Source organism: Streptomyces sp. NPDC031426, from assembly GCF_055581585.1.
This window is the reverse complement of the sequence record NZ_JBVIJE010000005.1, coordinates 125775-147018: the sequence shown is the minus strand read 5'-3', so window position 1 is coordinate 147018 and position 21244 is coordinate 125775. Positions and strand designations below refer to the sequence as shown.

The 21244-nt window shown below is 72.2% G+C and carries 18 protein-coding genes and 2 pseudogenes; 7 read left to right on the top strand and 13 right to left on the bottom strand.

Going from position 1 to position 21244, the window contains the following annotated elements:
• Nucleotides 1-39: 39 nt before the first annotated feature.
• Both ACZ5NH_RS11360 and ACZ5NH_RS11355 read right to left on the bottom strand, forming a co-directional pair.
• A complete protein-coding gene (locus ACZ5NH_RS11360; protein ID WP_388626491.1) occupies nt 40-327 on the bottom strand; it encodes a YiaA/YiaB family inner membrane protein in 288 nt (95 codons plus the stop codon).
• Nucleotides 328-400: 73 nt separating this feature from the next.
• Nucleotides 401-1552, bottom strand: a complete 1152-nt coding sequence (locus ACZ5NH_RS11355) for an acyl-CoA dehydrogenase family protein (protein WP_388626621.1) — start codon at nt 1550-1552, stop codon at nt 401-403.
• Between the two features lie 102 nt (nt 1553-1654).
• Between ACZ5NH_RS11355 and ACZ5NH_RS11350 the strand changes: the two genes are divergently transcribed.
• The 3 genes from ACZ5NH_RS11350 (at nt 1655) to ACZ5NH_RS11340 (ending at nt 4179) form a co-directional block, all read left to right on the top strand.
• Nucleotides 1655-2314, top strand: coding sequence for a TetR/AcrR family transcriptional regulator (locus tag ACZ5NH_RS11350; protein ID WP_388626493.1), 660 nt, complete (start codon nt 1655-1657; stop codon nt 2312-2314).
• Nucleotides 2315-2355: 41 nt separating this feature from the next.
• Nucleotides 2356-3069: an ArsR/SmtB family transcription factor gene (locus tag ACZ5NH_RS11345; protein ID WP_468774440.1), complete on the top strand. Its 714-nt coding sequence runs from the start codon at nt 2356-2358 to the stop codon at nt 3067-3069.
• Between the two features lie 174 nt (nt 3070-3243).
• Nucleotides 3244-4179 (top strand): DMT family transporter, encoded by a 936-nt coding sequence (locus ACZ5NH_RS11340; protein WP_388626622.1) that lies wholly within the window; start codon nt 3244-3246, stop codon nt 4177-4179.
• A gap of 3 nt (nt 4180-4182) precedes the next feature.
• Here ACZ5NH_RS11340 and ACZ5NH_RS11335 read toward each other — a convergent pair whose 3' ends face one another.
• The 11 genes and pseudogenes from ACZ5NH_RS11335 to ACZ5NH_RS11285 all read right to left on the bottom strand — a co-directional run bounded on the left by ACZ5NH_RS11335 (nt 4183) and on the right by ACZ5NH_RS11285 (nt 16340).
• Entirely contained in the window at nt 4183-5265 is a 1083-nt protein-coding gene (locus tag ACZ5NH_RS11335) for a Zn-dependent alcohol dehydrogenase (protein WP_468774438.1), read from the bottom strand.
• A gap of 15 nt (nt 5266-5280) precedes the next feature.
• Entirely contained in the window at nt 5281-6669 is a 1389-nt protein-coding gene (locus tag ACZ5NH_RS11330; RefSeq protein WP_468774436.1) for an aldehyde dehydrogenase family protein, read from the bottom strand.
• Nucleotides 6670-6804: 135 nt separating this feature from the next.
• Nucleotides 6805-8145, bottom strand: coding sequence for an ABC transporter ATP-binding protein (locus ACZ5NH_RS11325; protein WP_468774434.1), 1341 nt, complete (start codon nt 8143-8145; stop codon nt 6805-6807).
• Between the two features lie 138 nt (nt 8146-8283).
• Nucleotides 8284-8955 (bottom strand): class F sortase, encoded by a 672-nt coding sequence (locus ACZ5NH_RS11320; RefSeq protein ID WP_468774432.1) that lies wholly within the window; start codon nt 8953-8955, stop codon nt 8284-8286.
• Nucleotides 8942-9607 (bottom strand): hypothetical protein, encoded by a 666-nt coding sequence (locus ACZ5NH_RS11315; RefSeq protein WP_468774430.1) that lies wholly within the window; start codon nt 9605-9607, stop codon nt 8942-8944. Before ACZ5NH_RS11315 ends, ACZ5NH_RS11320 begins: the two co-directional genes overlap by 14 nt.
• Nucleotides 9608-9706: 99 nt before the next feature.
• Nucleotides 9707-10996 carry an MFS transporter gene (locus ACZ5NH_RS11310; protein ID WP_468774428.1) on the bottom strand — a complete coding sequence of 430 codons (1290 nt, stop codon included), beginning with the start codon at nt 10994-10996 and terminating at the stop codon, nt 9707-9709.
• A gap of 56 nt (nt 10997-11052) precedes the next feature.
• A pseudogene (locus tag ACZ5NH_RS11305) lies at nt 11053-11210 on the bottom strand (citrate:proton symporter); the annotation flags it as partial.
• A 177-nt stretch (nt 11211-11387) separates the two neighbouring features.
• Complete coding sequence (locus tag ACZ5NH_RS11300; RefSeq protein WP_468774426.1) at nt 11388-13619, bottom strand: molybdopterin oxidoreductase family protein; 2232 nt, start codon at nt 13617-13619, stop codon at nt 11388-11390.
• 115 nt (nt 13620-13734) lie between these two features.
• A complete protein-coding gene (locus ACZ5NH_RS11295; protein WP_388626508.1) occupies nt 13735-14388 on the bottom strand; it encodes a TetR/AcrR family transcriptional regulator in 654 nt (217 codons plus the stop codon).
• Nucleotides 14389-14452: 64 nt separating this feature from the next.
• Complete coding sequence (locus ACZ5NH_RS11290; protein ID WP_388626510.1) at nt 14453-15010, bottom strand: hypothetical protein; 558 nt, start codon at nt 15008-15010, stop codon at nt 14453-14455.
• 133 nt (nt 15011-15143) lie between these two features.
• Nucleotides 15144-16340: pseudogene (locus ACZ5NH_RS11285) on the bottom strand (PP2C family protein-serine/threonine phosphatase).
• Between the two features lie 209 nt (nt 16341-16549).
• On the opposite strand from ACZ5NH_RS11285, the gene hmgA reads away from it, so the two are divergent.
• The 4 genes from hmgA (at nt 16550) to ACZ5NH_RS11265 (ending at nt 21243) form a co-directional block, all read left to right on the top strand.
• The gene (hmgA, locus tag ACZ5NH_RS11280; protein ID WP_468774423.1) at nt 16550-17896 is read left to right on the top strand and encodes a homogentisate 1,2-dioxygenase; all 1347 of its coding nucleotides are present in this window, start codon (nt 16550-16552) and stop codon (nt 17894-17896) included.
• Between the two features lie 45 nt (nt 17897-17941).
• Nucleotides 17942-18691, top strand: a complete 750-nt coding sequence (locus tag ACZ5NH_RS11275) for a GntR family transcriptional regulator (protein ID WP_388626515.1) — start codon at nt 17942-17944, stop codon at nt 18689-18691.
• Nucleotides 18692-18716: 25 nt separating this feature from the next.
• Nucleotides 18717-19871: a type ISP restriction/modification enzyme gene (locus tag ACZ5NH_RS11270; protein WP_468774421.1), complete on the top strand. Its 1155-nt coding sequence runs from the start codon at nt 18717-18719 to the stop codon at nt 19869-19871.
• Nucleotides 19872-20034: 163 nt separating this feature from the next.
• A complete protein-coding gene (locus tag ACZ5NH_RS11265; protein WP_468774419.1) occupies nt 20035-21243 on the top strand; it encodes a CaiB/BaiF CoA transferase family protein in 1209 nt (402 codons plus the stop codon).
• Nucleotide 21244 lies beyond the last annotated feature (1 nt).

Genomic DNA, 21244 nt, shown 5'->3' with positions numbered 1-21244 from the left:
CCATACCGCCGACGGTGAGCGAGCGCTTAGCGCGCCTGCTCAGATCTTCTCGAAAGGGTCGTGCTCGGCGAGGAGCTTCTCCAGCCGCGCCTGGTCGACCCGGCTGACGATCTGCCCGGCCTCCTGGCGGTCCCGGATCACCTTGGCGAGGGTGAAGGCGGAGGTGACGAGGTACAGCACCGCGATCGCGAGGAAGGCCCGGACCCAGGCACTGGTGTCCAGCTGGTAGATGCCGACGGCCGTGGCCGCCATGGCGATGGAGAACGAGGCAACGGCCTGACCGTAGAAGGCGGCCGTGCTCTGCTGCTTGACCGGTGTGTCACTCATGGGAGAAGCATCGGCGGACGTGGTCCGCGCCACATCCGCCGAAGTACTCAGACGCGTACTCAGACAGCGGCGCTCAGAACGCCGAAACCCCGGTCAGGGCACGGCCGATGAGCAGCTTCTGGATCTGGCTGGTGCCCTCGTAGAGGGTCATCACACGGGCGTCGCGCAGGAGTTTGCCGGCCGGGTACTCGTCGATGTAGCCGTAACCGCCGAAGACCTGCAGGGCGTTGTTGGCGGCGCGGACGGCGGCCTCGGAGGCGAACAGCTTGGCCTTGGAGGACTCGACGGCGAACGGCTGACCGCGGTCGATCAGATCGGCGACCCGCCAGGTGAGCAGCCGGGCGGCGTCCACGTCGACGGCGATGTCACTGATCAGCTCCTGCACCAGCTGGTGGTGGGCGATCGGCCTGCCGAACTGCTCGCGCTCACCGGCGTACCGCACGGCCGCGTCCAGTGCGGCCTGGGCGATGCCGACGCAGCCCGCGGCCACCGACATCCGCCCCTTGGCCAGTGCGGACATGGCCACGGAGAAGCCCTTGCCCTCCTGGCCGAGCATCGCCGTCGCCGGCACCCGCACGTCCTGAAGGACCAGCTCGGCGGTGGCCTGTCCGCGCAGGCCGAGCTTGCCGTGGATGGTGCGGCGGGTCAGGCCGGGGGTGTCGGTGGGCACCAGGAAGGCGGAGACGCCCTTGTGGCCGGGGGCGTCGGTGGAGCGGGCGAAGAGCAGCACCACATCGGCCCAGGTGCCGTTGGTGATGAACATCTTGGCGCCGTTGATGACGTAGTCGTCGCCGTCGCGTACGGCGCGGGTGGTGAGGTTGCCCGCGTCGGAACCGGTGCCGGGCTCGGTGAGGCCGAAGCAGCCGACGTACTCGCCCGCGGTCAGCCCCGGCAGCCAGCGCCGCTTCTGCTCCTCGTCGCCCCAGGCGGCGATCGTCTTGGCGACGAGTCCGAGGGACACGGACACGATCCCGCGCACGGAGGAGTCGCCGCGCCCCAGTTCCTCGGTGACCAGGCAGTAGGCGAGATGGTCGCCGCCCGAGCCGCCGTACTCCTCGTCGACGGTCAGCCCGAGGAAGCCGACCTCGCCCAGCTTCTTCACCATGTCCCGGTCGACCGCCTCACTCCGGTCCCATGCCACGACGTGCGGGGCGATCTCGCGCTCCACGAAGTCCCGGGCGAGCTGCCGTACGGCGGCCTGCTCCTCGCTCAGCTCCAGGTTCACCACGTGATCACCCCACACAGAAAGGATCCATCGACGGATCTTGAAAGCCGTACATTTAAATTAGCACTGCTAGTTTCCGGTCGCAGCCCTACTATGTGCGCCATGGCCCGACCGCGCAAGCCCCTCCTCAGCACCGACCGGATCGTCGAGACGGCCCGGGAACTCGTGGACCGGGAGGGCCTGGCGACCGTCTCCACCCGTCGGCTCGCCGCCGAGCTGGGCGTGAGCGGGCCCTCGCTCTACAACCACTTCCGCACCAAGGACGAGATCCTGGAGGCAGTCGCCGACTCGGTGAGCGCGCTGGTGGACCTGTCGATGTTCGAGGACGGCCGGGACTGGCGCACCGCGCTGCACGACTGGGCCGTCTCCTACCGGGCCGCCCTGCGCGACCACCCGAACATCGTCCCGGTGCTGGCCAGGGGTCCGGGGCGCCGCCCGGCCGCACTGCGACTGGCCGACGCCGTGTACGGCGCGATGGTCGACGCCGGCTGGCCGCCGGCCCAGGCGACCTCCATCGGCGCGCTGATGCGGTACTTCATCATGGGCTCCGCGCTCGGTTCGTTCGCCGGGGGCTTCGTGGACGACGCGAGCGCGTACGACCCCGCCGACTATCCCCACCTCGGCCAGGCCCATCTGCTCGCCGAGCAGCAGGAGAAGATCGACGAACGGGCCTTCGAGACCGGCCTGACGGCGCTGCTGGACGGGCTGGCGCAGCAGTACGAGCAGGTACGGCAGCAGGTGCAGCAGGGCACGCAGCGATAATTCGGTGGGCGCCGAAGTGTCCGTACCGCATGCTGGGCGGTATGACCGCCAAGGACCCACAGGCGGCGGGCCTGGCCGCGCTCGCCTCTCTGATCGCCGACGAGACCCGGGCGGCCTGTCTGCTGGCGCTGCTCGACGGGCGGGCCTGGACCGCCGGTGAACTGGCCCGGCGCGCGGGGGTCGCCGCGTCGACGCTCAGCGAGCACCTGGGCAAGCTGGTGGCCGGGGACCTGCTCGCGGAGGAACGGCAGGGGCGGCACCGGTATGTCCGGCTGGCCGACACGCGGGTGGCGGCGTTGGTCGAGGATCTCGCCGCGCACCTGCCTCCGGCGGCTGTACGGCGGTCTCCTCGCACCCTGCGCGAGTCGAGTGCCGGGTCGGCCATGGCTCGGGGGCGTACCTGTTACGACCATCTCGCGGGGCGGCTCGGGATCGCGGTCACGGACGCGCTGACCGTGCGGGGGTTGCTGCGGCAGGACACCGGGTTCGCGCTGACGGACGCAGGCGTGGACTGGTTCCGTGCGGCGGGGATCGCCCTTGAGGTTTCGGGGCGGCGTCCGCTGGCCCGCGCGTGCCTGGACTGGACCGAGCGGCGGCCTCATCTCGCGGGGGCGGCGGGGGCCGCGCTGTGCCGGCATGCGCTGGATGCGGGGTGGTGCGTGCGGATCGGGTCGGAGCGGGCGGTGAAGGTGACTGCGTCGGGGGAGCGGGAGTTGGCGTCCTTGCTGGGCATCTCGCGGGAAGAGCTGTGCTGATGGCGGCTGCTGGGGTGGAGAGTTCGGTCGTCCGCCGGGTGCGGTCCGTGGTGGGCTGGTCGCACCCACGCGGCGGTAGCCGCATATCAAATACAGCCCCGCGCCCCTCGGGGCGCTTCCCCGTCCGATTTCCGCCGGCCCTGGCAACGACCGGAACCTAACCTCGGGAGCATGATGAGCACCGTCCCACGTCAACGTCTTCTCCCCGCCGGCGCCGCCTGCGTGACCGTCGTGCTCTGGGCGTCGGCCTTCGTGGCGATCCGGAGCGCGGGGCAGGAGTACTCCCCCGGCGCGCTGGCCCTGGGGCGGCTGGCCTCGGGGGCCCTCGCGCTGGGGGTCATCTGGGCGATACGCCGGGAGGGGCTGCCACCCAGGGCCGCCTGGCGCGGCATCCTGCTCTCCGGGCTGCTGTGGTTCGGGTTCTACATGGTCGTCCTGAACTGGGGCGAGCAGCAGGTGGACGCCGGTACCGCCGCCCTCGTCGTGAACGTCGGCCCGCTGCTGATCGCCCTGCTCGGCGCCCGGCTGCTCGGTGATCCGATGCCGCCCCGGCTGCTGGCCGGGATGGCCGTGTCGTTCGCGGGCGCGGTGACCGTGGGGCTGTCGATGTCGGGCGGCGGCCGCAACTCCGTGCTCGGCGTGGTGCTGTGCCTGCTCGCCGCCGTCGCGTACGCCTCCGGTGTCGTCGCGCAGAAGCCGGCCCTGGGGCAGGCGAGTGCCCTGCAGGTGACGACGTTCGGGTGTCTGGTCGGGGCGGTGGCGTGTCTCCCGTTCGCCGGGCAACTGGCGCACGAGATGGCCCACGCGCCCGCATCGGCGACCCTGAACATGGTCTACCTGGGCGTGTTCCCGACCGCCCTGGCCTTCACCACCTGGGCCTACGCCCTGGCCCGCACGACCGCCAGCCGGATGGGCGTGACGACGTACGCCGTGCCCGCGCTGGTGGTGCTGATGTCGTGGCTGGTGCTCGGCGAGGTGCCGGGCGTGCTCACGCTGGGCGGCGGTGTGCTGTGTCTCGCGGGTGTGGCGGTGTCGCGGTCCCGCGCCCGTGGTGGCCGGACGGTGCGGGTCGCGGCCGGTGAGAAGCCGCGACCCGAGAAGGTCACCTGAACCTCAGAACACCACCAGCGCCCGGCCGCCCTTGCCCGCGAGCATGTTCTCGAAGGCGGCCGGGATGCCCTCCAGGGCGATTCGTTCCGTCACCAGCGCCGAGAGGTCCAGGCGGCCTTCGCGTACATGCTCGGCGAGCACCGGCACGTCGCGGGCGGGATCGGTGTTGCCGTAGACGCAGCCGGACAGGGTGCGGCCCCAGTGGAAGAGCTCCAGGGCGTTGAAGGTGACCTCCTGGTCCTTGCCGCCGATGCCGACGACCGTCGTACGGCCGCCCCGGCGGGTGGAGTCCCAGGCCGCGCGGATCGACACCGCGCGGCCCACGCACTCGACGGCGACGTCCACGCCCTGCTTGCCGGTGAGGGCGCGGATCTCACGCGGTGTGTTCTCGGAGGCGAGGACGTAGTCGGTGGCGCCGGCGGCGCGGGCCAGGTCCTCCTTCGCCGGGGAGACGTCCACGGCGATGATCCTGGACGCGCCCGCGATGCGCGCCGACTGGAGGGTGGCCAGGCCGACCCCGCCCGCGCCGAACACGGCCACCGTCTCGCCCGGGCGGACCTTCGCCGAGTGGTGGACGGCACCGTAGCCGGTGAGGACGGCGCAGCCGAGGAGGGCCGCGTCCACCAGCGGCACACCCGCCGGGAGGGGCAGTACGCAGGACGCGGCGACGACCGTCTCCTCGGCGAACGCGGCCACATTGAGGCCGGGATGCAGGTCGGTGCCGTCGGTGGTGCGGGCATAGACGTCGGCGGCGCCGTTCAGGGCGTTGGCGCACAGCCAGACCTCGCCGAGCGCGCAGGCCTGGCAACTGCCGCAGGACGGGGCCCAGTTGAGGACGACGGGGTCGCCCTCGACGACATGGGTGACGTCCTCGCCCACGGCCACGACCGTGCCGGCGCCCTCGTGGCCGAGGACGGCCGGGACCGGGACGCGCATGGTGCCGTTGGACAGGGACAGGTCGGAGTGGCAGACACCGGCGGCGGCGAGGCGGACCCTGACCTGTCCGGGGCCCGGGTCGGGCAGCTCGATGCCGGTGATCTCCAGGGGTGCGCCGATGGCGGGCAGGACGGCGGCTCGTACGGCCATGGCTCGGGTACTTCCTTAGAACTGGAGGGACTTGGTCTGGAGGTACTCGGTGAGTCCGTACGCGCCGAGTTCGCGGCCGACTCCGGACTGCTTGTAGCCGCCGAAGGGGGCCAGGGGGTTGAACCGGCCGCCGTTGATGTCCACCTGGCCGGTGTCCATGCGCCGGGCGAAGGCCACCGCCTCGGCCTCGTCGCCCGCCCAGACGGCGCCGGCGAGGCCGTAGACCGTGCCGTTGGCGATGCGCAGGGCGTCCTCCTCGTCGTCGTACCGCAGAATCGACAGGACCGGGCCGAAGATCTCCTCCTGGGCGATGGTCATCTCCGGGGTCACGTCCGCGAAGACCGTGGGGCTGATGAAGTAGCCCTTCTCCTGCGGGGATTCGGGGCTGCCGGCGACCAGGCGGGCGCCCTCGGCGATGCCCTTCTCGATGTAGCCGCGCACCCTCGCCCGCTGCTTGGCGTTGACGACCGGGCCGATGCGGTCGCCGTACTTGGCGGCGGCCGCGGCGGCCAGTTCGACGGCCTCGTCGTACTGGTCGCGGTGGACCAGCATGCGGGTCCAGGCGCTGCAGGTCTGCCCGGAGTTGGACATCACGTTGGCGACGCCGACGTTCACCGCCTTGGCGAGGTCGGCGCTCGGCAGGATGACGTTGGCGGACTTGCCGCCGAGTTCGAGGGCCACCTGCTTGACGGCCGCGCCCGCCACCGCGCCGATCTGCCTGCCGACCGCCGTGGAGCCGGTGAAGGAGACCAGATCCACGCCCGGGTGCTCGGCGAGCGCCTGGCCGGCGACCGGGCCGAGGCCGGTGACCAGGTTGAACACACCGGCCGGCACGCCCGCCTCGTGCACCGCCTCGGCGAACAGCTGGGCGGTGAGCGGGGTGTCCTCGGCGGGCTTGAGGACCACCGTGCAGCCCGCGGCAAGCGCCGGGGCGGCCTTGGCGACGATCTGGTGCAGCGGGTAGTTCCAGGGGGTGATCGCGGCGACCACGCCGACCGGCTCGTGCAGGACCGTGGAGTTGCCGACCTTCTCCTCGAAGGAGTGGGTCGCGGCCAGCTCGGCGTAGGAGCCGGCGACGGCGATCGGCACGGCCGCGTGCACGGCCTGGGAGAACTGCAGCGGGGCGCCCAGTTCGGCGGTGACGGTCTCGGCGATCTCGTCCTTGCGGGCCACGAGGACGTCACGGAGGGCGGCGAGGCGCGCGGCGCGTTCGGCCGGCGGCGTGGCGGCCCAGGCGGGCAGGGCGGCGCGGGCCGCGCGTACGGCGGTGTCGACGTCCAGGGCGCCGCCCGCCGGGACCCTGGCGATGACCTGCTCGTCGGCCGGGTTCACGACCTCGATCACATCCGTGCTCTCGGCGGGGCGCCAGGCGCCGTCGATGTACAGGCCGTCGTGTGCCTTCATACTGCTTCCTCCCGGCGGGTCTGCGTCGTCCGGCACACAAACTAGCGACGTTAGTTTTTTGGCGCCAGCGGTTGCCGGACGTACCCGGACATCATCGCCGGGGCGGCCGGTGCCCACGCGTGCAGGTGGGGCAGCTCACTCGTCCAGGTCGGGCAGCCGGTCGGGGGCCGGGCAGATGCGGTCGCCCTGCTGGTCGAAGACGAAGAGATGCGCGAGGTCGACGAGGAGCGGGACCTGCATGCCGTGGTGCAGCCGGAGGTCCGGGGTGGTGCGCACCACCAGGTCGCCGGGGAGCCGGCCCTCCGGGGGCGCGGGCTCGGGCCCGCCCTCTCCCCCGGGTTCGAGCACGACCACCGGCCCGGCGCGCCGCGCTCCGGCCCGTTCCCGCAGCTGGTCCAGTGCGGAGGGGCCTTCCCTGCGCCGCCGTCGCGTCGGCCGGGCGGCGGGGCGCGGGGCCTCCAGTTCGGGTACGACGGCGGGCCGGGAGCCGGTGTCGAAGTGGACCAGGATCTCGTGCCCCTGGAACTCCACGTGCTCCACGAGCCCGGTGATCGCCACCTCCCCGGGCCGGGCGGAGCTGTGCTTGGCGATGCGCACCGCCTCCGACCGCAGTCCCACGATCACCTCCCGGCCCTGCTGCACGCGCAGCAACTGGTGGTCCAGGCAGAGCGGTTCGGGCAGCCGCAGAGCCTGTTTGCCCAGGCTGATGGTCATGGCGCCGTCCAGCGGGGCGCGGACCAGGCCGCGCAGCAGGTTGATGCGCGGGGTGCCGATGAAGGCGGCGGTGAAGACGTTGCGGGGCAGGGCGTAGACCTGGCGCGGGGTGCCGACCTGCTGGAGCACGCCGCCGCGCAGTACGGCGACCCGGTCGCCGAGGGACATCGCCTCGGCCTGGTCGTGGGTGACGTACACCGTGGTGACGCCCAGCTCTCGGGTGAGCTGGGATATCTCGGCGCGCAGGTGGTTGCGCAGCTTGGCGTCGAGGTTGGACAGCGGCTCGTCCATCAGGAAGGCGGAAGGGTGGCGCGAGATGGCCCGGCCCATGGCGACCCGCTGCCGCTCGCCGCCGGAGAGCTGGCTCGGGAAGCGGTCGAGCAGTTCCTCGATGCCCAGCATGCGGGCGGTGGCCGAGACGCGGGGAGCGGGATCCGCGCCGGGGTCCTCGATGCGCAGCGGGAAACCGATGTTGTCACGGCTGGTCATGTTCGGATACAGGGCGAAGTTCTGGAAGACCATGGCCATGCCCCGCTCGGAGGGCTGCCAGTGGTTGGCGTACTCGCCGTCGAGCAGCAGCTCGCCCTCGTCGATGTCCTCCAGTCCGGCGATCATCCGCAGCACGGTGGACTTGCCGCAGCCGGACGGGCCGAGCAGGACCAGGAACTCGCCGGGGGCGATGTCCAGCGAGAGCCCGTCGACCACGCGCGGGCCGCGTGCGTAGGACTTGCTCACGTCGTGCAGTTCGATGGCGCGTGTCATGCCTGCCGCCCCCGGGGGCTGTCCGGAGCGCCGCTGCTCCGTGGTCCGAAGACCCCGCGCGGGTCGAACGGGGCCTGTGGGTCACGGAAGTTAACGGAATGTGCCCGGCCGGGGGAAGACATCGCGCGGCCCTGCGTGTCACTTGGTCGCGGTCAGGTGGGCGAAGACCACCACGTTGCTGGTGTAGCCCGTCCGCCGGGTGTAGAGGCCGCCGCAGGTGAGCACGCGCAGTTCGGGGCGCCGGGTCCGGCCGTAGACCTCCTGGTCCGGAAACCCCGCCTTGTCGAAGACCTTCACCTGGTCGACGCTGTAGACGGCGGTACGGCCGTCGGCGCGCCTGACCTCGATGGGTTGGCCGGGTTTGACGAAGGCGAGGGCGGCGAAGACGGCGGGCCCGGTCCTGGTGTCGCGGTGGCCGACGGCGATCGCGGTGCCGGACTCGCCCGGTGTGGGGCCGCCCTCGTACCAGCCGACCAGCTTGGGCCGGTCGACCGGCGGCGTCGCCAACTGCCGCTCCCCGTCCAGCCGGACGGCCGCGACCGGGGCGTCGATCCCCAGCGAGGGGATGCGGAAGGACGTCGGCCGGGACCGGGGCAGCGGACGGGGCGGGGGCGTGGGGCGCCCGTCGGCGCTTGAGACGCCCGGCCCGGCGGCCGCCACCCCGTCCGGGTCGCCGGCCTGGCCGGCCCCGCCGTGTCCCCCGCACCGGCTCCCGGTCGTCACCAGGACGGTCACCAGCAGGGCCGTCCTGGTGAGGCGGTAGGCGCGGGTCCGGTACCACGGCCTGCGTCTGCGCCTACGCGGCGCCATGGGGCCGCCGGCGGTTCCGCCGGACGTACACGGCACCGCCGACCGCGGTCAGGCCCACGACGCCCGCGGCGGCCACCGGTGAGTATGCCGCGGCGGTGTCGATCAGGCCGCCGCCGCCCGCGTGCACGCCGCCCCTCGGGTCGTAGTGGTCACCACGCCCCCATGTTGCGTCGTCCCGGTGGTCGTCGGAGATCTGACCGCCCGGTTCGTGTTTCTCCTCGTGTCTCCTGCCATGGCAGCTGACCCGGAAGATCTTCTGCTTGGTGGCGCCGGACACGACCCAGGTGAGCGTGTACTGCCCGTCGGCGAGCCCGATCGTGTCCGTGTGACCGGCGCCGCCGCCGAGTTGGATGGTGCCGGTGGTCGTGGCCGCCGTGGGCAACGGGGGCTGCGCCGTGATGGTGTAGGGGATGGTGGGCAGAGCATCGAAGTTGATGGCGTCCAAATAGAACTTGCACACCAGCGGGGCGTCCGTCGTGTTGTCGGGGCCCGCCGGGCCCACGGGATGGATCCTGATGTCGCCGTTCTCGCCGGCCTGGGCCGCCGCGGTCGGTGCCACCACCCACGACACAACCGCCGCGGCGAGGGCGGTGAGGACAACAGTGGCGCCCGCACGGGAACCGAAGGCACGTGGTGAGGTCAGGGTGGGCATGCACATTCCTCCGCGTCAGACGATTTTCATACAATCCCTCTTTCATCTGGACTGTGCTTTATGTGGCACATATCTGACGAACCGACACCCGGCGCGTCGTCAGAGATCGCTCGGGCGGCGCAATGCCGAGCGCGGTGGCCTGCGACGCGCGGTCCGCCCCTCGCCCTCCGTCTCCTCCGGCTTCTCCGGCTTCTCCGGCTTCTCCGGCTTCTCCGGCTTCTCCGGCTTCTCCGGCGACCGCAGCGCCACCCCTGCGGACAGCAGCAGCAACGCCCCCAGCAGGACGAACGGCGCCGCGACCCCCGCCAGGCCCGCGACCAGGCCCGCCGCGGCCGGCGCGGCCACCTGGCCGAGCCGGTTGCCGGTCAGGCGCAGTGCGAGCGCCGTGGAGCGGGCCTCCGCCGGCGCCGCCTGCACCACCGTCGTCATCGACAGCGGCTGGCCCACCCCCAGACAGAAGCCCAAGAGCGTGAGCATCAGACCGAGCACCCACACCGGCACCGGCACCGCGGCTCCCGCGCACAGCACCGCCGCCAGGAAGCAGGTCAGGGTGAGCAGCGCGGGGCGGCCCAGCAGCAGGAGCAGCGGGGTGAGCACCAGGCGGCAGGCGATCGTGGCGCCCGCCCGCAGGCTGAGCAGGACGCCGACCACCGAAGGGGCGATGGCCCGGTGTTCGCCGACCACCGGGAGATACGCGGTGAGGATGTCCGTCGCGGACAGGACGGAGAGGCTGATCAGCATGCCCGCGGGTACTCCACGGGCGCGCAGGATGCGGCCCACCGGCACGCGGTCGCCCTGCCGCGCACCGGACTTGACGGGCGTACGGTCCTCGATGCGCCACAGCGAGGTGAAGGCGACGGCCGCGCCCGCGCCCGCCACGACCAGGGCGACCGCGCTGCTGTGCGCCATGGCGGGGCCGCCGATCAGGGCGCCGGCGGCGACGGGGCCGATGAGCTGGCCGAGGGAGGCGCCGATGGTGAAGTGCCCGAAGTTGCGGTCCCGTTCGTGCGGCGCGGACTGGCGGGCGACGAGCGTCTGGGCGCCGATGACGAAGCAGAGGTGGCCGAGGCCCATCACCCCGCTCCACAGGGCCATCGCCCAGAGGGAGCCGGCCAGTCCGCTCAGCGCGCAGCCGCCGGAGATCAGGACCACGCCCGCCGGCAGCAGGGGTGCGCAGCGGCCGTGGTCGGTGCGCCGGCCGAGCGGTACGGCGGCGAAGAGGGGCAACAGGGCGTAGACGCCCGCGATGACGCCGACCGCCCGCTCGTCGGCGCCCAGCGCGAGGGCCCGGTAGGAGACGGCGGGCCGGGCCATCGACACCGCCCCCTGCGCGAAGCCGAAGGCGAGGACGAGGCGGAGCAGCCAGCCGCGGTTCCCACCGGGCGCCATGGAAAGTCCCTTTCCGGAGAGTCAGATGATGCCGAAGAGGATTCCTGCCCCGAGCACCACCAGACGATCGCGAACATGAGCATCGCCGCGGTGGGGGCGAGGCCGGTGACGCCGTCGATGACGTAGTGCCCAGCTTGGCACCCTTGCCCACGAACACGCAGAAGAGCGCGGGTATGAGCACGAGCGCCGCGATCGGCGACATCTTCTTCGGCATGATCAGGACCAGGAAGGTCGCGATCATGGCGAAGCCGAGGATGGTGAGCATATGAGTGGATACCTAACGTTCGCCCTTGAACATCCCACCTGGGGGTCGGCGGTGCGATGACGTCAGATCCCGTCGGCCGGCCTCAACAAGATGTTGACGCGTGAGCAATAAGCGCGAAAGTCCAGGTCACAGGCTTGCGGTGAGCTGGACGGGGACGCCGTTGAGGACCGCGTTGCCGGAGAGCGGGTCGAGCAGGCTGCCGTCGAGGAGCTGGTTGACGTTGACTCCGGGGGTGGTGGTGGCGTGGCCGAGGCGGGTGCCGGGGCGGTCGTGGCCCCAGCCGTGCGGCAGGCTCACCACCCCGGGCCGTACGGCGTCGGTGACCTCGGCCGGCGCCACCACCTCTCCCCCGGCGCCCTTCACGCGTACGTCCGCCCCGTCCCGGACGCCGAGGCGGGCCGCGTCCTCGGGGTGAATGTGCAGGGTGCAGCGGTTGGAGCCGCCGGTGAGGGCGGGCACGTTGTGCATCCAGCTGTTGTTGGAGCGAAGGTGGCGGCGGCCGACGAGGACGAGGCCCTCGGGGCGCTCGCGCAGGGCCTGACGCAGCCGCGGCAGGTCGGCGGCGATCGGCTCGGGCAGCAACTCCACCTTGCCGCTGCGGGTCTTCAGCGGCTGCGGCAGGCGCGGGCGCAGTGGGCCGAGGTCGATGCCGTGCGGGTGGGCGAGCAGCCTGTCCAGGGTCAGCCCGTCGGGCCGTACGCCGAAGCCGTCGCCGTACGGGCCGAGGCGGAGCATCAGGTCCAGCCGGCGCTCGGGGCCGGTCTCGCCGGTGAGTTGGGCGGCGAGTTCCTTGGGGTCGCGGCCGTACACCGGCGAGTGCTTCTCCTGTACGGCCTTGCCGAGGGTCTGGTCGACGACCATGGCGTCGACGGCGGCCGGGTCGGCGCCGTGCATGCCGGTGGCCGCGAGGATCAGCCGGGCGAGGATCTCGCTCTCGGCCATACGGCCGGGCTCCAGCGGGACGGCGGGGCGGCTGTAGCGGACCTGGTTGCGCACGGCGAGGGTGTTGAAGGCGAAGTCGTGGTGCGGGCTCTGGGAGGGCGGGGGCGGGGGCAGCACGACATCGGCGTGGCGGGAGGTCTCGTTCAGGTACGGGTCGACGCTGACCATGAAGTCCAGGGAGTCCAGGGCCTTGTCGAGGCGGTCGCCGTCGGGCGCGGACAGCACCGGGTTGGCGGCCACGACGATCAGGGCGCGGATCGGTTCGCCCTCGTCGGTGCCGGTGTCGATCTCCTCGGCGAGCGCGGAGAGCGGCAACTCGCCCTTGGCCTCGGCGAGTTTGCGCACCCGGGAGTGCCAGCGGCCGAGCACGAAGCCGCGGCCGGGGCCCGCCGGGCGGGGCGTCCTGTCCGTGGCGGCCTGCGGGAAGAGGGCGCCGCCGGGCCGGTCCAGGTTGCCGGTGAGGATGTTGAGGACGTCCACCAGCCAGCTGGCCAGGGTGCCGTGCGGGACGGTGCAGCTGCCGATGCGGGCGTAGACGGCGGCGGTGGGGGCGGCGGCGAGTTCGCGGGCGAGGGTGCGGATGGTCCGCGCGTCGACGTCACAGGCCTCCGCCGCGGCTTCGGGGGTGAAGTCCTTTACTGCTTCCCGGAGTTCGTCGAGGCCCTGGACGTGCGGAGCGAGGTCGGCGAGGTCGACCAGGTCCTCCGCGAAGAGGGTCTGCGCCATCGCCGCGAGCAGCAGGGCGTCGGTGCCGGGGCGGACCGCCAGGTGCCGGTCGGCGAGCTTCGCGGTGCGGGTGCGGCGCGGGTCCACCACGGTGAGGTGTCCGCCGCGAGCCCTGAGCGCCTTGAGCTTGCCGGGGAAGTCGGGGGCGGTGCACAGACTGCCATTGGACTCCAGTGGGTTGGCGCCGATGAGCAGCAGATGGTCGGTGTGGTCCAGATCCGGTACGGGGATGGCGTTCGCGTCGCCGAAGAGCAGCCCGCTGGAGACGTGCTTGGGCATCTGGTCGACCGTGGAGGCGGTGAACAGGCTGCGGGTGCGCAGGCCGGCGAGAAGGACCTGCGGGTAGAGGGCGCCGGCCACGGTGTGCACGTTGGGGTTGCCCAGGACCACGCCGACGGAGTCCGGGCCGCGGCCCTCCACGACCGGCCGGAGCCCGGCGGCGACCGCGTCGAAAGCCTCCTCCCAGGTGGCCTCGCGCAGTTCGCCGTCCTTGCGCACGAGCGGGGTGCGCAGCCGGTCGGGGTCGGAGTCGACGGCCCCGAAGGAGGCGCCCTTGGGGCAGATGAACCCGTTGCTGAAGACGTCCTCGCGGTCACCGCGGGCGCCGGTGACACGGGTGCCCTCGATGGTGAGGGTCAGCCCGCAGGTGGCCTCGCACAGGGGGCAGATTCGCAGGGCGGTGCGGGGCACGGGTCCTCCCGGGGGTCGGCGGCGGTGCCTGGTGAGCGCGGCACGGCTCGGAGCGAGCATACCGACCGGTACGCATGGAGGGGAGGTCTCTTCCCGTGAACGATGGCGGGGAACGTCAGTCGAGTACGCGCGCCAGATACGCCCGCAGCAGCTCCCGGGTCTCCGTGATGATCGCCTCGTCGCCGTCCGGGTCGGTCCGGAAGGCCAGCTGGACGAGGGCGTCCGCGCTCTCCACGGCGACCAGGAAGACCCGGCGCAGGTCGTCGTCGGGGGTGCGGCCCAGGTAGCCGGAGAGCAGGTCGGTGAGGCGGTCGGCGACGCGGGTGTTGGGCTCGGAGTGCCGGGCGCCAACGGGTATCTGGTTGCCGAAGTCGACCAGGGAGAAGCCGGGCGCGGTGCGCTTCATGGCCAGGTACTCGTCGAGGACCGCGTCCATCGCGACCCGCCAGTCTCCCCGATGCCCGGCTGCGCTCGCGCGGGAGGCACCCCCACCGCCCGCCTTCCTCAGCCGCTCGGTGACCCGCTCGGTGTACCGCTCCAGGTTGCGCTGGGCGAGGGCGTCGGCCATCTGCCGCTTGTTGCCGAAGAACCGGTAGACCGAGCCGATGGGCACACCGGCGCGCAGGGCGACCGCGCGGGTGCTCAGGGCGTCGTAGCCGACCTCGTCGAGGAGTTCGGCGCAGGCGTCGAGGATCCTGGTCAGCCGTTCGGCACTGCGCCGCTGGACCGGCGCGCGGCGGAGCGATGTCGCGTGGGGCACGGACTTCATGATGCCTCTCCGCCGGGGCCGGGTGAACCTCGCCCTCCAGTACGGAGAAGAGTGGCCGGTGCACTCAGTTCCCGGCGGCCGGGGTCGCCGTGCCGGTCGAGGGCCGGGCCGGCGCCGTCTCCGCCTCCGACACCGTGATGTCGGCGGTGCTCTGGACCGGCTTGCCGTGCACGGCCCACACGGTGCCGTCGTCGGCGTACAGCCGGGCGGTGACGTGGTGGGTGCCGTGCGGGACGAGACCGTCGGGCAGGTGGTACTCGTGGGAGCCCAGCCGGGTGATCCGGTGGCCGTCGACGAAGAGGTACACGAGCCCGCGCCCGGGGACCGCCGTGGTGCCGGCGCCGGGTGCGGAGCAGCGGAAGTGGTGGAACGTCAGCCGGACGTCCCAGCCGCCGACGGAGTCCGGGGTGACCTCGACACCGACCTGCGGCGCGTTCTTCTTGGCGACCTCGCGCAGATGCCGGCCGGTGGAGTCGGTGTCGTCCAGGACCTTGCCGACCGGCGAGGGCGAGACCGTGCCGCCGTGGGGGTGCCCGGTCGTGCAGGCCGCCGTGCCGAGCGGCAGCAGGACGGCCGCCGCGAGCGCGGCGAGCGTCCTGCGGGTCCACGACGTCCTCGGCATGCCCCGGAGAGTAGAACAGGCCTCCGGTCTCCCGAATCCGCCTCAAGTCTGGTTCTGCCCGCTCCGCGAGGTCCCCCTGGGGGAGTAGGCGCGGCCGGGTCCGGACGCACTCGCGGTCGGCGTCGGGGCGGAGTCACTGCGGGTGCCATTCGAAGAGCAGGATGCTCGCGTCGTCCCGCAGTCGGTTGCGCTGATGGTCGAGGAGGGCGTGGATGAGCAACCGCAGCACCTCTGCCGGGCGTTGCCCGGCGGCGGAGGAGCGGATGATGAAGTCGGTGAACCGGTCGAGGCCGAACTCCACTCCGTTCGCCTCGCGTGCCTCCACGACCCCGTCGGTGTAGAGCAGGACGTGGTCGCCCGGTTCCAGTGTCGTCTCGCGGACCTGCCGGGCCGCCGGAGGGAGCTCGCCGGCCAGGCCGATCGGGGCCTGCGGGGGGCTGTCGAGCGCGCCGTGGACCACCCGCTCGGAACGGATCAGCAGCGGCGGGGGGTGACCGCAGTTGACCCAGCGCAGCACCCCGGCGATCGCATCGAGCCGGCACAGCACCCCGGTGCAGAAATGGTCGCCACTGGGCGAGCGCCCGGTCCATGGAACCGACGACGTCGGCCAGGTCGCCACCGCCGCGGCGGGTGTTCCGCGCCGCCGCCATGGCGACCGACGTGGTCAGGCCGGAGGCCAGGTCGTGCCCCATGGCGTCGAGGATCATGGTGTGCAGCACGTTCTTGACCACCGAGTGGTCGAAGGCGTCGCCGGCGATGTCGTAGGCCGGTTCCAGGACCGCCGTCGAGACACACCTCCTGCTGCCGATGGTGCGGGGTGGCAGGAAGGCCCGCAGCATCTCGGCGGGCAATCCCATGGTCGCGGTGCGGATGCGGGCGGCGAGCCAGTCGCTGTAGGCGCGCTTGGAGGTGATCAGCATGGCCAACAGATGGGCGAGCATCCTGCTGCGGCGCATGCGTGCCTCGTCCGGCGAGGCGGTCCGCACCGCCAGCACGCCCAGCCGCTCCGCGCCGTCGACCAGAGGCATCCAGATGATCACGCCGTCGTCGGTGTCGGCCACCCGCGGGGAGAGGGTGCGGTACGCCCAGCCGGCCGACGAGTCGGCCACCGACAGCGGCTCCAGGGCCTCGTCCAGCGGGATGAACTGCCGTTGTTGCAGGTCGACGAGGTAGATCAGCGCGCTGTCCAGGCCGAGAGCCGAAGCGCACCGGTGCGCCAGGGCGGGCAGTTCGACCGGCAGGGCCGTCTGCGCCTCGACGATCAGCTCCTCCAGCCGACTCTCGTCGGCGGCGGCGTCGAGCCGACGGGCGCGTGCGGTGGGTCCGACACGGGATCACCCCTTCCGCGCCCAGTCTCACACCGCTCCCGCCCCCTCTCACGTCAGGGACGGTCCGGCCGGAACAGGGGTCTTTCCGCGTGCGCCCGCTCGCCGGCGGAGTACGGCGGCCCTCTTGCGCCCGCCCTCGCGTATTCCTACGGTGATACATAGGAATAAGGAGCGCGATCAACAGCGCGATCAGGAGCGCAAGGGAGCGATCATGAGCGATGGGGGTGCCTCCCGCGCGAGCGTGTTCGAGCGTGGGGAAGCGCGCAAGGCCGCTGCGGGACTGTCGTATCTGACCGGATTCGGCAACGAACACGCCTCGGAGGCGGTGCCGGGCGCACTGCCCGAGGGCCGCAACTCACCGCAGCGGGCCCCGCTCGGGCTGTACGCGGAGCAGCTGAGCGGTACGGCGTTCACCGAGCCGCGGGCGCACAACCGCCGCTCCTGGCTCTACCGCATCCGCCCCTCGGCCGCGCACCCGGCGTTCACCCGCACCGGCAACGGCACGATCCGCACGGCCCCCTTCACCGAGACCGTGCCCGACCCCAACCGGCTGCGCTGGAACCCGCTGCCCGAGCCGCCGGCCGGCACCGACTTCCTCGCCGGACTGTGGACGCTCGGCGGCAACGGCGACGCCACCCAGCGCACCGGCATGGCCGTGCACCTGTACCACGCCGACACCTCGATGGAGCGCGTCTTCTCCGACGCCGACGGCGAGCTGCTGATCGTGCCGGAGCACGGCGGACTGCTCCTGCACACCGAGTTCGGCCGGCTCGCTGTGGAACCCGCACATGTGGCGCTGATTCCCCGTGGGGTGCGCTTCCGTGTGGAGCTGCTGGATGATTCCGCGCGGGGTTATGTGTGCGAGAACTACGGCGCACCGTTCCAGCTGCCCGACCTCGGCCCGATCGGCGCCAATGGCCTCGCCCACGCCCGGGACTTCCGGGCACCGGTGGCGGCGTACGAGGACGTGGCCGGCCCGGTGGAGGTGGTGAACAAGTTCTGCGGCAACCTGTGGACGGCCACCTACGACCACTCGCCGCTCGATGTGGTCGCCTGGCACGGCAACCATGTGCCGTACGTCTATGACCTGCGCCGTTTCAATGTGATCGGCACCATCTCCTACGACCACCCGGACCCCTCCATCTTCACGGTCCTGACGTCCCCGTCGGACACCCCGGGCCTGGCCGGCGTCGATTTCGTCGTCTTCGCCCCGCGCTGGCTGGTGGGCGAGGACACCTTCCGGCCGCCGTACTTCCACCGGAACGTGATGAGCGAGTACATGGGCCTGATCGAGGGCGCGTACGACGCCAAGGCGGAGGGCTTCGTGCCCGGCGGCGGCTCGCTGCACAACATGATGTCGGCGCACGGCCCGGACCGGGAGACCTTCGACAGGGCCAGCGCGGCCGAGCTGAAGCCGCAGAAGATCGACGACGGTCTGGCCTTCATGTTCGAGACCCGCTGGCCGGTGACCCTCACCCCGCACGCGGCCGGCGCCGACCACCTCCAGCAGCGCTACGACGACGTGTGGCAGGGGCTCCAGCGCCATTTCCGCGGATGACGCCTCTGTTGCGCCTGACGTTCATCGACAGGTACGGATAGCCGCGTGACCTCCTTCGCCCCGGATTCGATCGTCCTGAACCGCAAGCTGCCGCTGTGGTACCAGGTGTCGCAGTCGCTGCGCGCCTCGATACTCGGCCGCTCCCCCGAGGACCCACTGCGGCTGCCCACGGAGGAACAGCTGGCGGAGCACTACGGCGTGAGCGTGCTGACCATGCGGCAAGCGCTGAAGGAGCTGGAGGACGAGGGACTGATCAGCCGCCACCGGCGGCGCGGCACGTTCATCGAGCCCGACGTCCGGCGGGGCGCGCCCGTCCGGCTGCTGGGCTCGGTGGACGCGATCGTGGCCCAGCAGTCCGGGATGACGACGGAACTGCTGGACCACGGCATGACACCGGTGCCGGCCGGTGTCACCGAGTACTTCCCGGGCCTCGCGCAGGTGATGACGTACCACCGCCTCCGCAGCGACGAGAAGACCGGCGAGCCGACCAACCACGCCGTCAACCATGTACGCCCCGAACTCGCCGCGCGCATCGACCTGGAGGACCTGGTCCGCTGGCCGATGACGAAGGTGCTGCGGGACGTGGTCGGGGCGGACATCAGCCGCATCACAGACACCGTTGAGGCACGGCTCGCGGACCCGGAGACGGCGCGGCTGCTGCAGGTGCCGCTGCTCAGTCCGATCCTGCACTACACGGGGGTGACATATGACAGCGGCGGGCGGGTGCTGGACGTGGCGGTGATTCAGTATCGGGGGGACCGGTTCTCGTTCACGGTCACCCTGGATGCAACCTGATACCGGGTCGGGGACAGGCCGTACCATGCCCTGCGTGACGCACGACGACGCTCCGCTGCTGGCGGACCTCATGCCGTGGTCCGTCGCACCGCTGCGGCCCGGCCGCACCTGGCCGACGGCACCCGATCCCGGCTCCCTGAAGGCCCGCTGGGAGGCCCTGCTCAAGGCCGAGGGACCGGATCGCGAGGCCCTCTTCGAGCCGACCCGGGCCCGCACGCCGAACTCCGCGGTGGGCCAGCTCCCCGGCCAGTCCACCGGCACCGGGCGGCTGGCCCGCGCCGAGGGCCCCTGCGCCGAGCCGGTTCGCGTCCTGGCGGCGCCCTTCGACGAACAGTGGCTGATCCCCGACCACCGGCTGATCGACGCCGCGCGCCCGGAGTTGTGGCGGGTGGCGGACGCGCACCAGGTCTTCACGGTGGAGAGCGGAGACGAGAACGTCCCGCTCCTGGTGACCTCCCTGCTGCCCACCCTGCGCACGGGCCGCGTCCGCCCGCTGTACCGCCGACCCGGCGGCACGGAACCGAACCTCGCGTCAGGCCTCACGGCCCACCTCGCCGACCGCCTGGGCGAGTCCCCCACTCCGGTCGATGTCCTGTCCTGGATCCTGGCGGCCACCACTGGCGACCTGACCGTCCCGCTCACGGACGACCCGGACCTGTGGTCGACCGGCGTCGAACTGGGCCGCCGCATGCTGTGGCTGATGCGCCGCGACGGCGAACGCCCCAAACTGCCGGGCGGCCGCCGCCCCTACGTCCGCGCGCCCCTGCCGGTCCGGCCCCTCACCGTGCACTACGACCAGGACGAGGAGACCCTCCACGTCGACGAGGGCCGCATCTCCCCCGTCCCACCGGAGGCCTGGGACTACGAGGTGGCCGGGGCCCGGGTCCTGGAGTCCTGGTTCACCACCCGCACGACACCGGCCGAACCCGGCACCCTGGCGGCGATCCGCCCGGCCGGCTGGCCGCAGACCTGGACGTCGGAACTGCTCGAACTGATCACGGTCCTGTCCCTGCTGGCCGAACTGCGGCCGCTGCGGGCCGAGTTGAAGCTGACGACCTCGATCACGGCAACCGACCTCCGGGAGGCGGGCATCCTCCCGGTACCGGAGGCGTCCCGCCGCCCCGCCTCGGTCCTGGACCATCACGAGGAGGGCCCGGAGGGTCAGTTCGCCCTGCTCTAGCGGTGCTCCACAGCGGCTTCCAGACGGGCATCATGCGCTTGATCTCGATCTGGGCGAGGGGACTGACGACAGAGGTCGGGCGGGGATCCGTGCGCCTGTACGGCCAGGGTGGCCGGTGCCCGGGCTGCTGACAAACCCGCCGGTCACGGGCCATGATCCGGGCATGGAACAGCCCACGGATCAGCAGCCCCTGCCCCTGGACGGCATCACCGTCGTCGCCGTCGAACAAGCCGTGTCCGCGCCCTTCGCGACCCGGCAACTCGCCGACCTGGGAGCGAGGGTCATCAAGGTGGAGCGGGTCGACGGCGGCGACTTCGCGCGCGGGTACGACACCGCGGCCCGCGGTCTCGCCTCGCACTTCGTGTGGTGCAACCGCGGCAAGGAGTCCCTCGCGCTGGACCTGAAGGACCCACGCGGCCTGGAGGCCGTACGGCGGCTGATCGCGGACGCGGACGTCTTCGTGCAGAACCTCGCCCACGGGGCGGCGGCCCGGCTCGGCCTGGACGCGGCCACGCTGTGTGCGGCGCATCCGCGGCTGATCGCCGTGGACATCTCGGGGTACGGCTCCTTCGGCCCGTACGCGGACAAGCGGGCGTACGACATGCTCGTGCAGTGCGAGGCGGGGCTCGTGTCGGTGACCGGGACGCCGGAGCAGCCGGTGAAGGCGGGCGTCCCGGCGGCGGACATCGCGGCGGCCATGTACGCGTTCTCGGGCGTCCTGGCGGCTCTCGTCCGGCGCGGCACCACCGGGCGGGGCGGGCCGGTGGAGGTCTCGATGCTGGAGGCGCTCGCCGAGTGGCTGGGGCATCCGCTGCACCATGCGATGCACGGGGGTGAGCCCCCGGCGCGCACCGGCCTGGCGCATGCCGTCATCGCGCCGTACGACGCCTATTCGACGGCGGACGGCGGACGCGTGCTGTTGTCGGTGCAGAACGACCGGGAGTGGCGACGGCTGGCCGAACAGGTCATAGGGCGCCCGGAATTGGGGACGGACCCGGCATACGCGACGAACGCGTCACGGGTGGCGAACCGGGAGAAGACGGACGAACTGGTGGCACGGGCCCTCGGCGTACTGGACGCCGAGGAGGCCCTGGCCCTGCTGGAGAAGGCCGGCCTCGCCTGCGCCCGGCTGCGTGATCTGCATGAACTGGCCGGGCATCCGCAGCTGGCGGCCCGGGAGCGGTGGCGTGAGGTGGGGTCGCCGGTCGGGCCGCTGAAGGCGCTGCTGCCTCCGATCACACTGCCGGGCGGAGACGAGGCACGGATGGGTGATGTGCCCGCGCTGGGCCAGCACACCGGGGCGCTGCTGCGTGCCGTGGGGATGACGGACGACGAGATCGCGGCGATGCGCCGGGACGGCGTAGCGGCCTGAG

Coding starts and splice junctions, on each gene's coding strand:
- ACZ5NH_RS11360 (WP_388626491.1), bottom strand. CDS start 327: ATGAGTGACACACCGGTCAAGCAGCAGAGCACGGCCGCCTTCTACGGT.
- ACZ5NH_RS11350 (WP_388626493.1), top strand. CDS start 1,655: ATGGCCCGACCGCGCAAGCCCCTCCTCAGCACCGACCGGATCGTCGAG.
- ACZ5NH_RS11345 (WP_468774440.1), top strand. CDS start 2,356: ATGACCGCCAAGGACCCACAGGCGGCGGGCCTGGCCGCGCTCGCCTCT.
- ACZ5NH_RS11340 (WP_388626622.1), top strand. CDS start 3,244: ATGAGCACCGTCCCACGTCAACGTCTTCTCCCCGCCGGCGCCGCCTGC.
- ACZ5NH_RS11335 (WP_468774438.1), bottom strand. CDS start 5,265: ATGGCCGTACGAGCCGCCGTCCTGCCCGCCATCGGCGCACCCCTGGAG.
- ACZ5NH_RS11330 (WP_468774436.1), bottom strand. CDS start 6,669: ATGAAGGCACACGACGGCCTGTACATCGACGGCGCCTGGCGCCCCGCC.
- ACZ5NH_RS11325 (WP_468774434.1), bottom strand. CDS start 8,145: ATGACACGCGCCATCGAACTGCACGACGTGAGCAAGTCCTACGCACGC.
- ACZ5NH_RS11320 (WP_468774432.1), bottom strand. CDS start 8,955: ATGGCGCCGCGTAGGCGCAGACGCAGGCCGTGGTACCGGACCCGCGCC.
- ACZ5NH_RS11315 (WP_468774430.1), bottom strand. CDS start 9,607: ATGCCCACCCTGACCTCACCACGTGCCTTCGGTTCCCGTGCGGGCGCC.
- ACZ5NH_RS11310 (WP_468774428.1), bottom strand. CDS start 10,996: ATGGCGCCCGGTGGGAACCGCGGCTGGCTGCTCCGCCTCGTCCTCGCC.
- ACZ5NH_RS11295 (WP_388626508.1), bottom strand. CDS start 14,388: ATGAAGTCCGTGCCCCACGCGACATCGCTCCGCCGCGCGCCGGTCCAG.
- ACZ5NH_RS11290 (WP_388626510.1), bottom strand. CDS start 15,010: ATGCCGAGGACGTCGTGGACCCGCAGGACGCTCGCCGCGCTCGCGGCG.
- hmgA (WP_468774423.1), top strand. CDS start 16,550: ATGAGCGATGGGGGTGCCTCCCGCGCGAGCGTGTTCGAGCGTGGGGAA.
- ACZ5NH_RS11270 (WP_468774421.1), top strand. CDS start 18,717: ATGCCCTGCGTGACGCACGACGACGCTCCGCTGCTGGCGGACCTCATG.
- ACZ5NH_RS11265 (WP_468774419.1), top strand. CDS start 20,035: ATGGAACAGCCCACGGATCAGCAGCCCCTGCCCCTGGACGGCATCACC.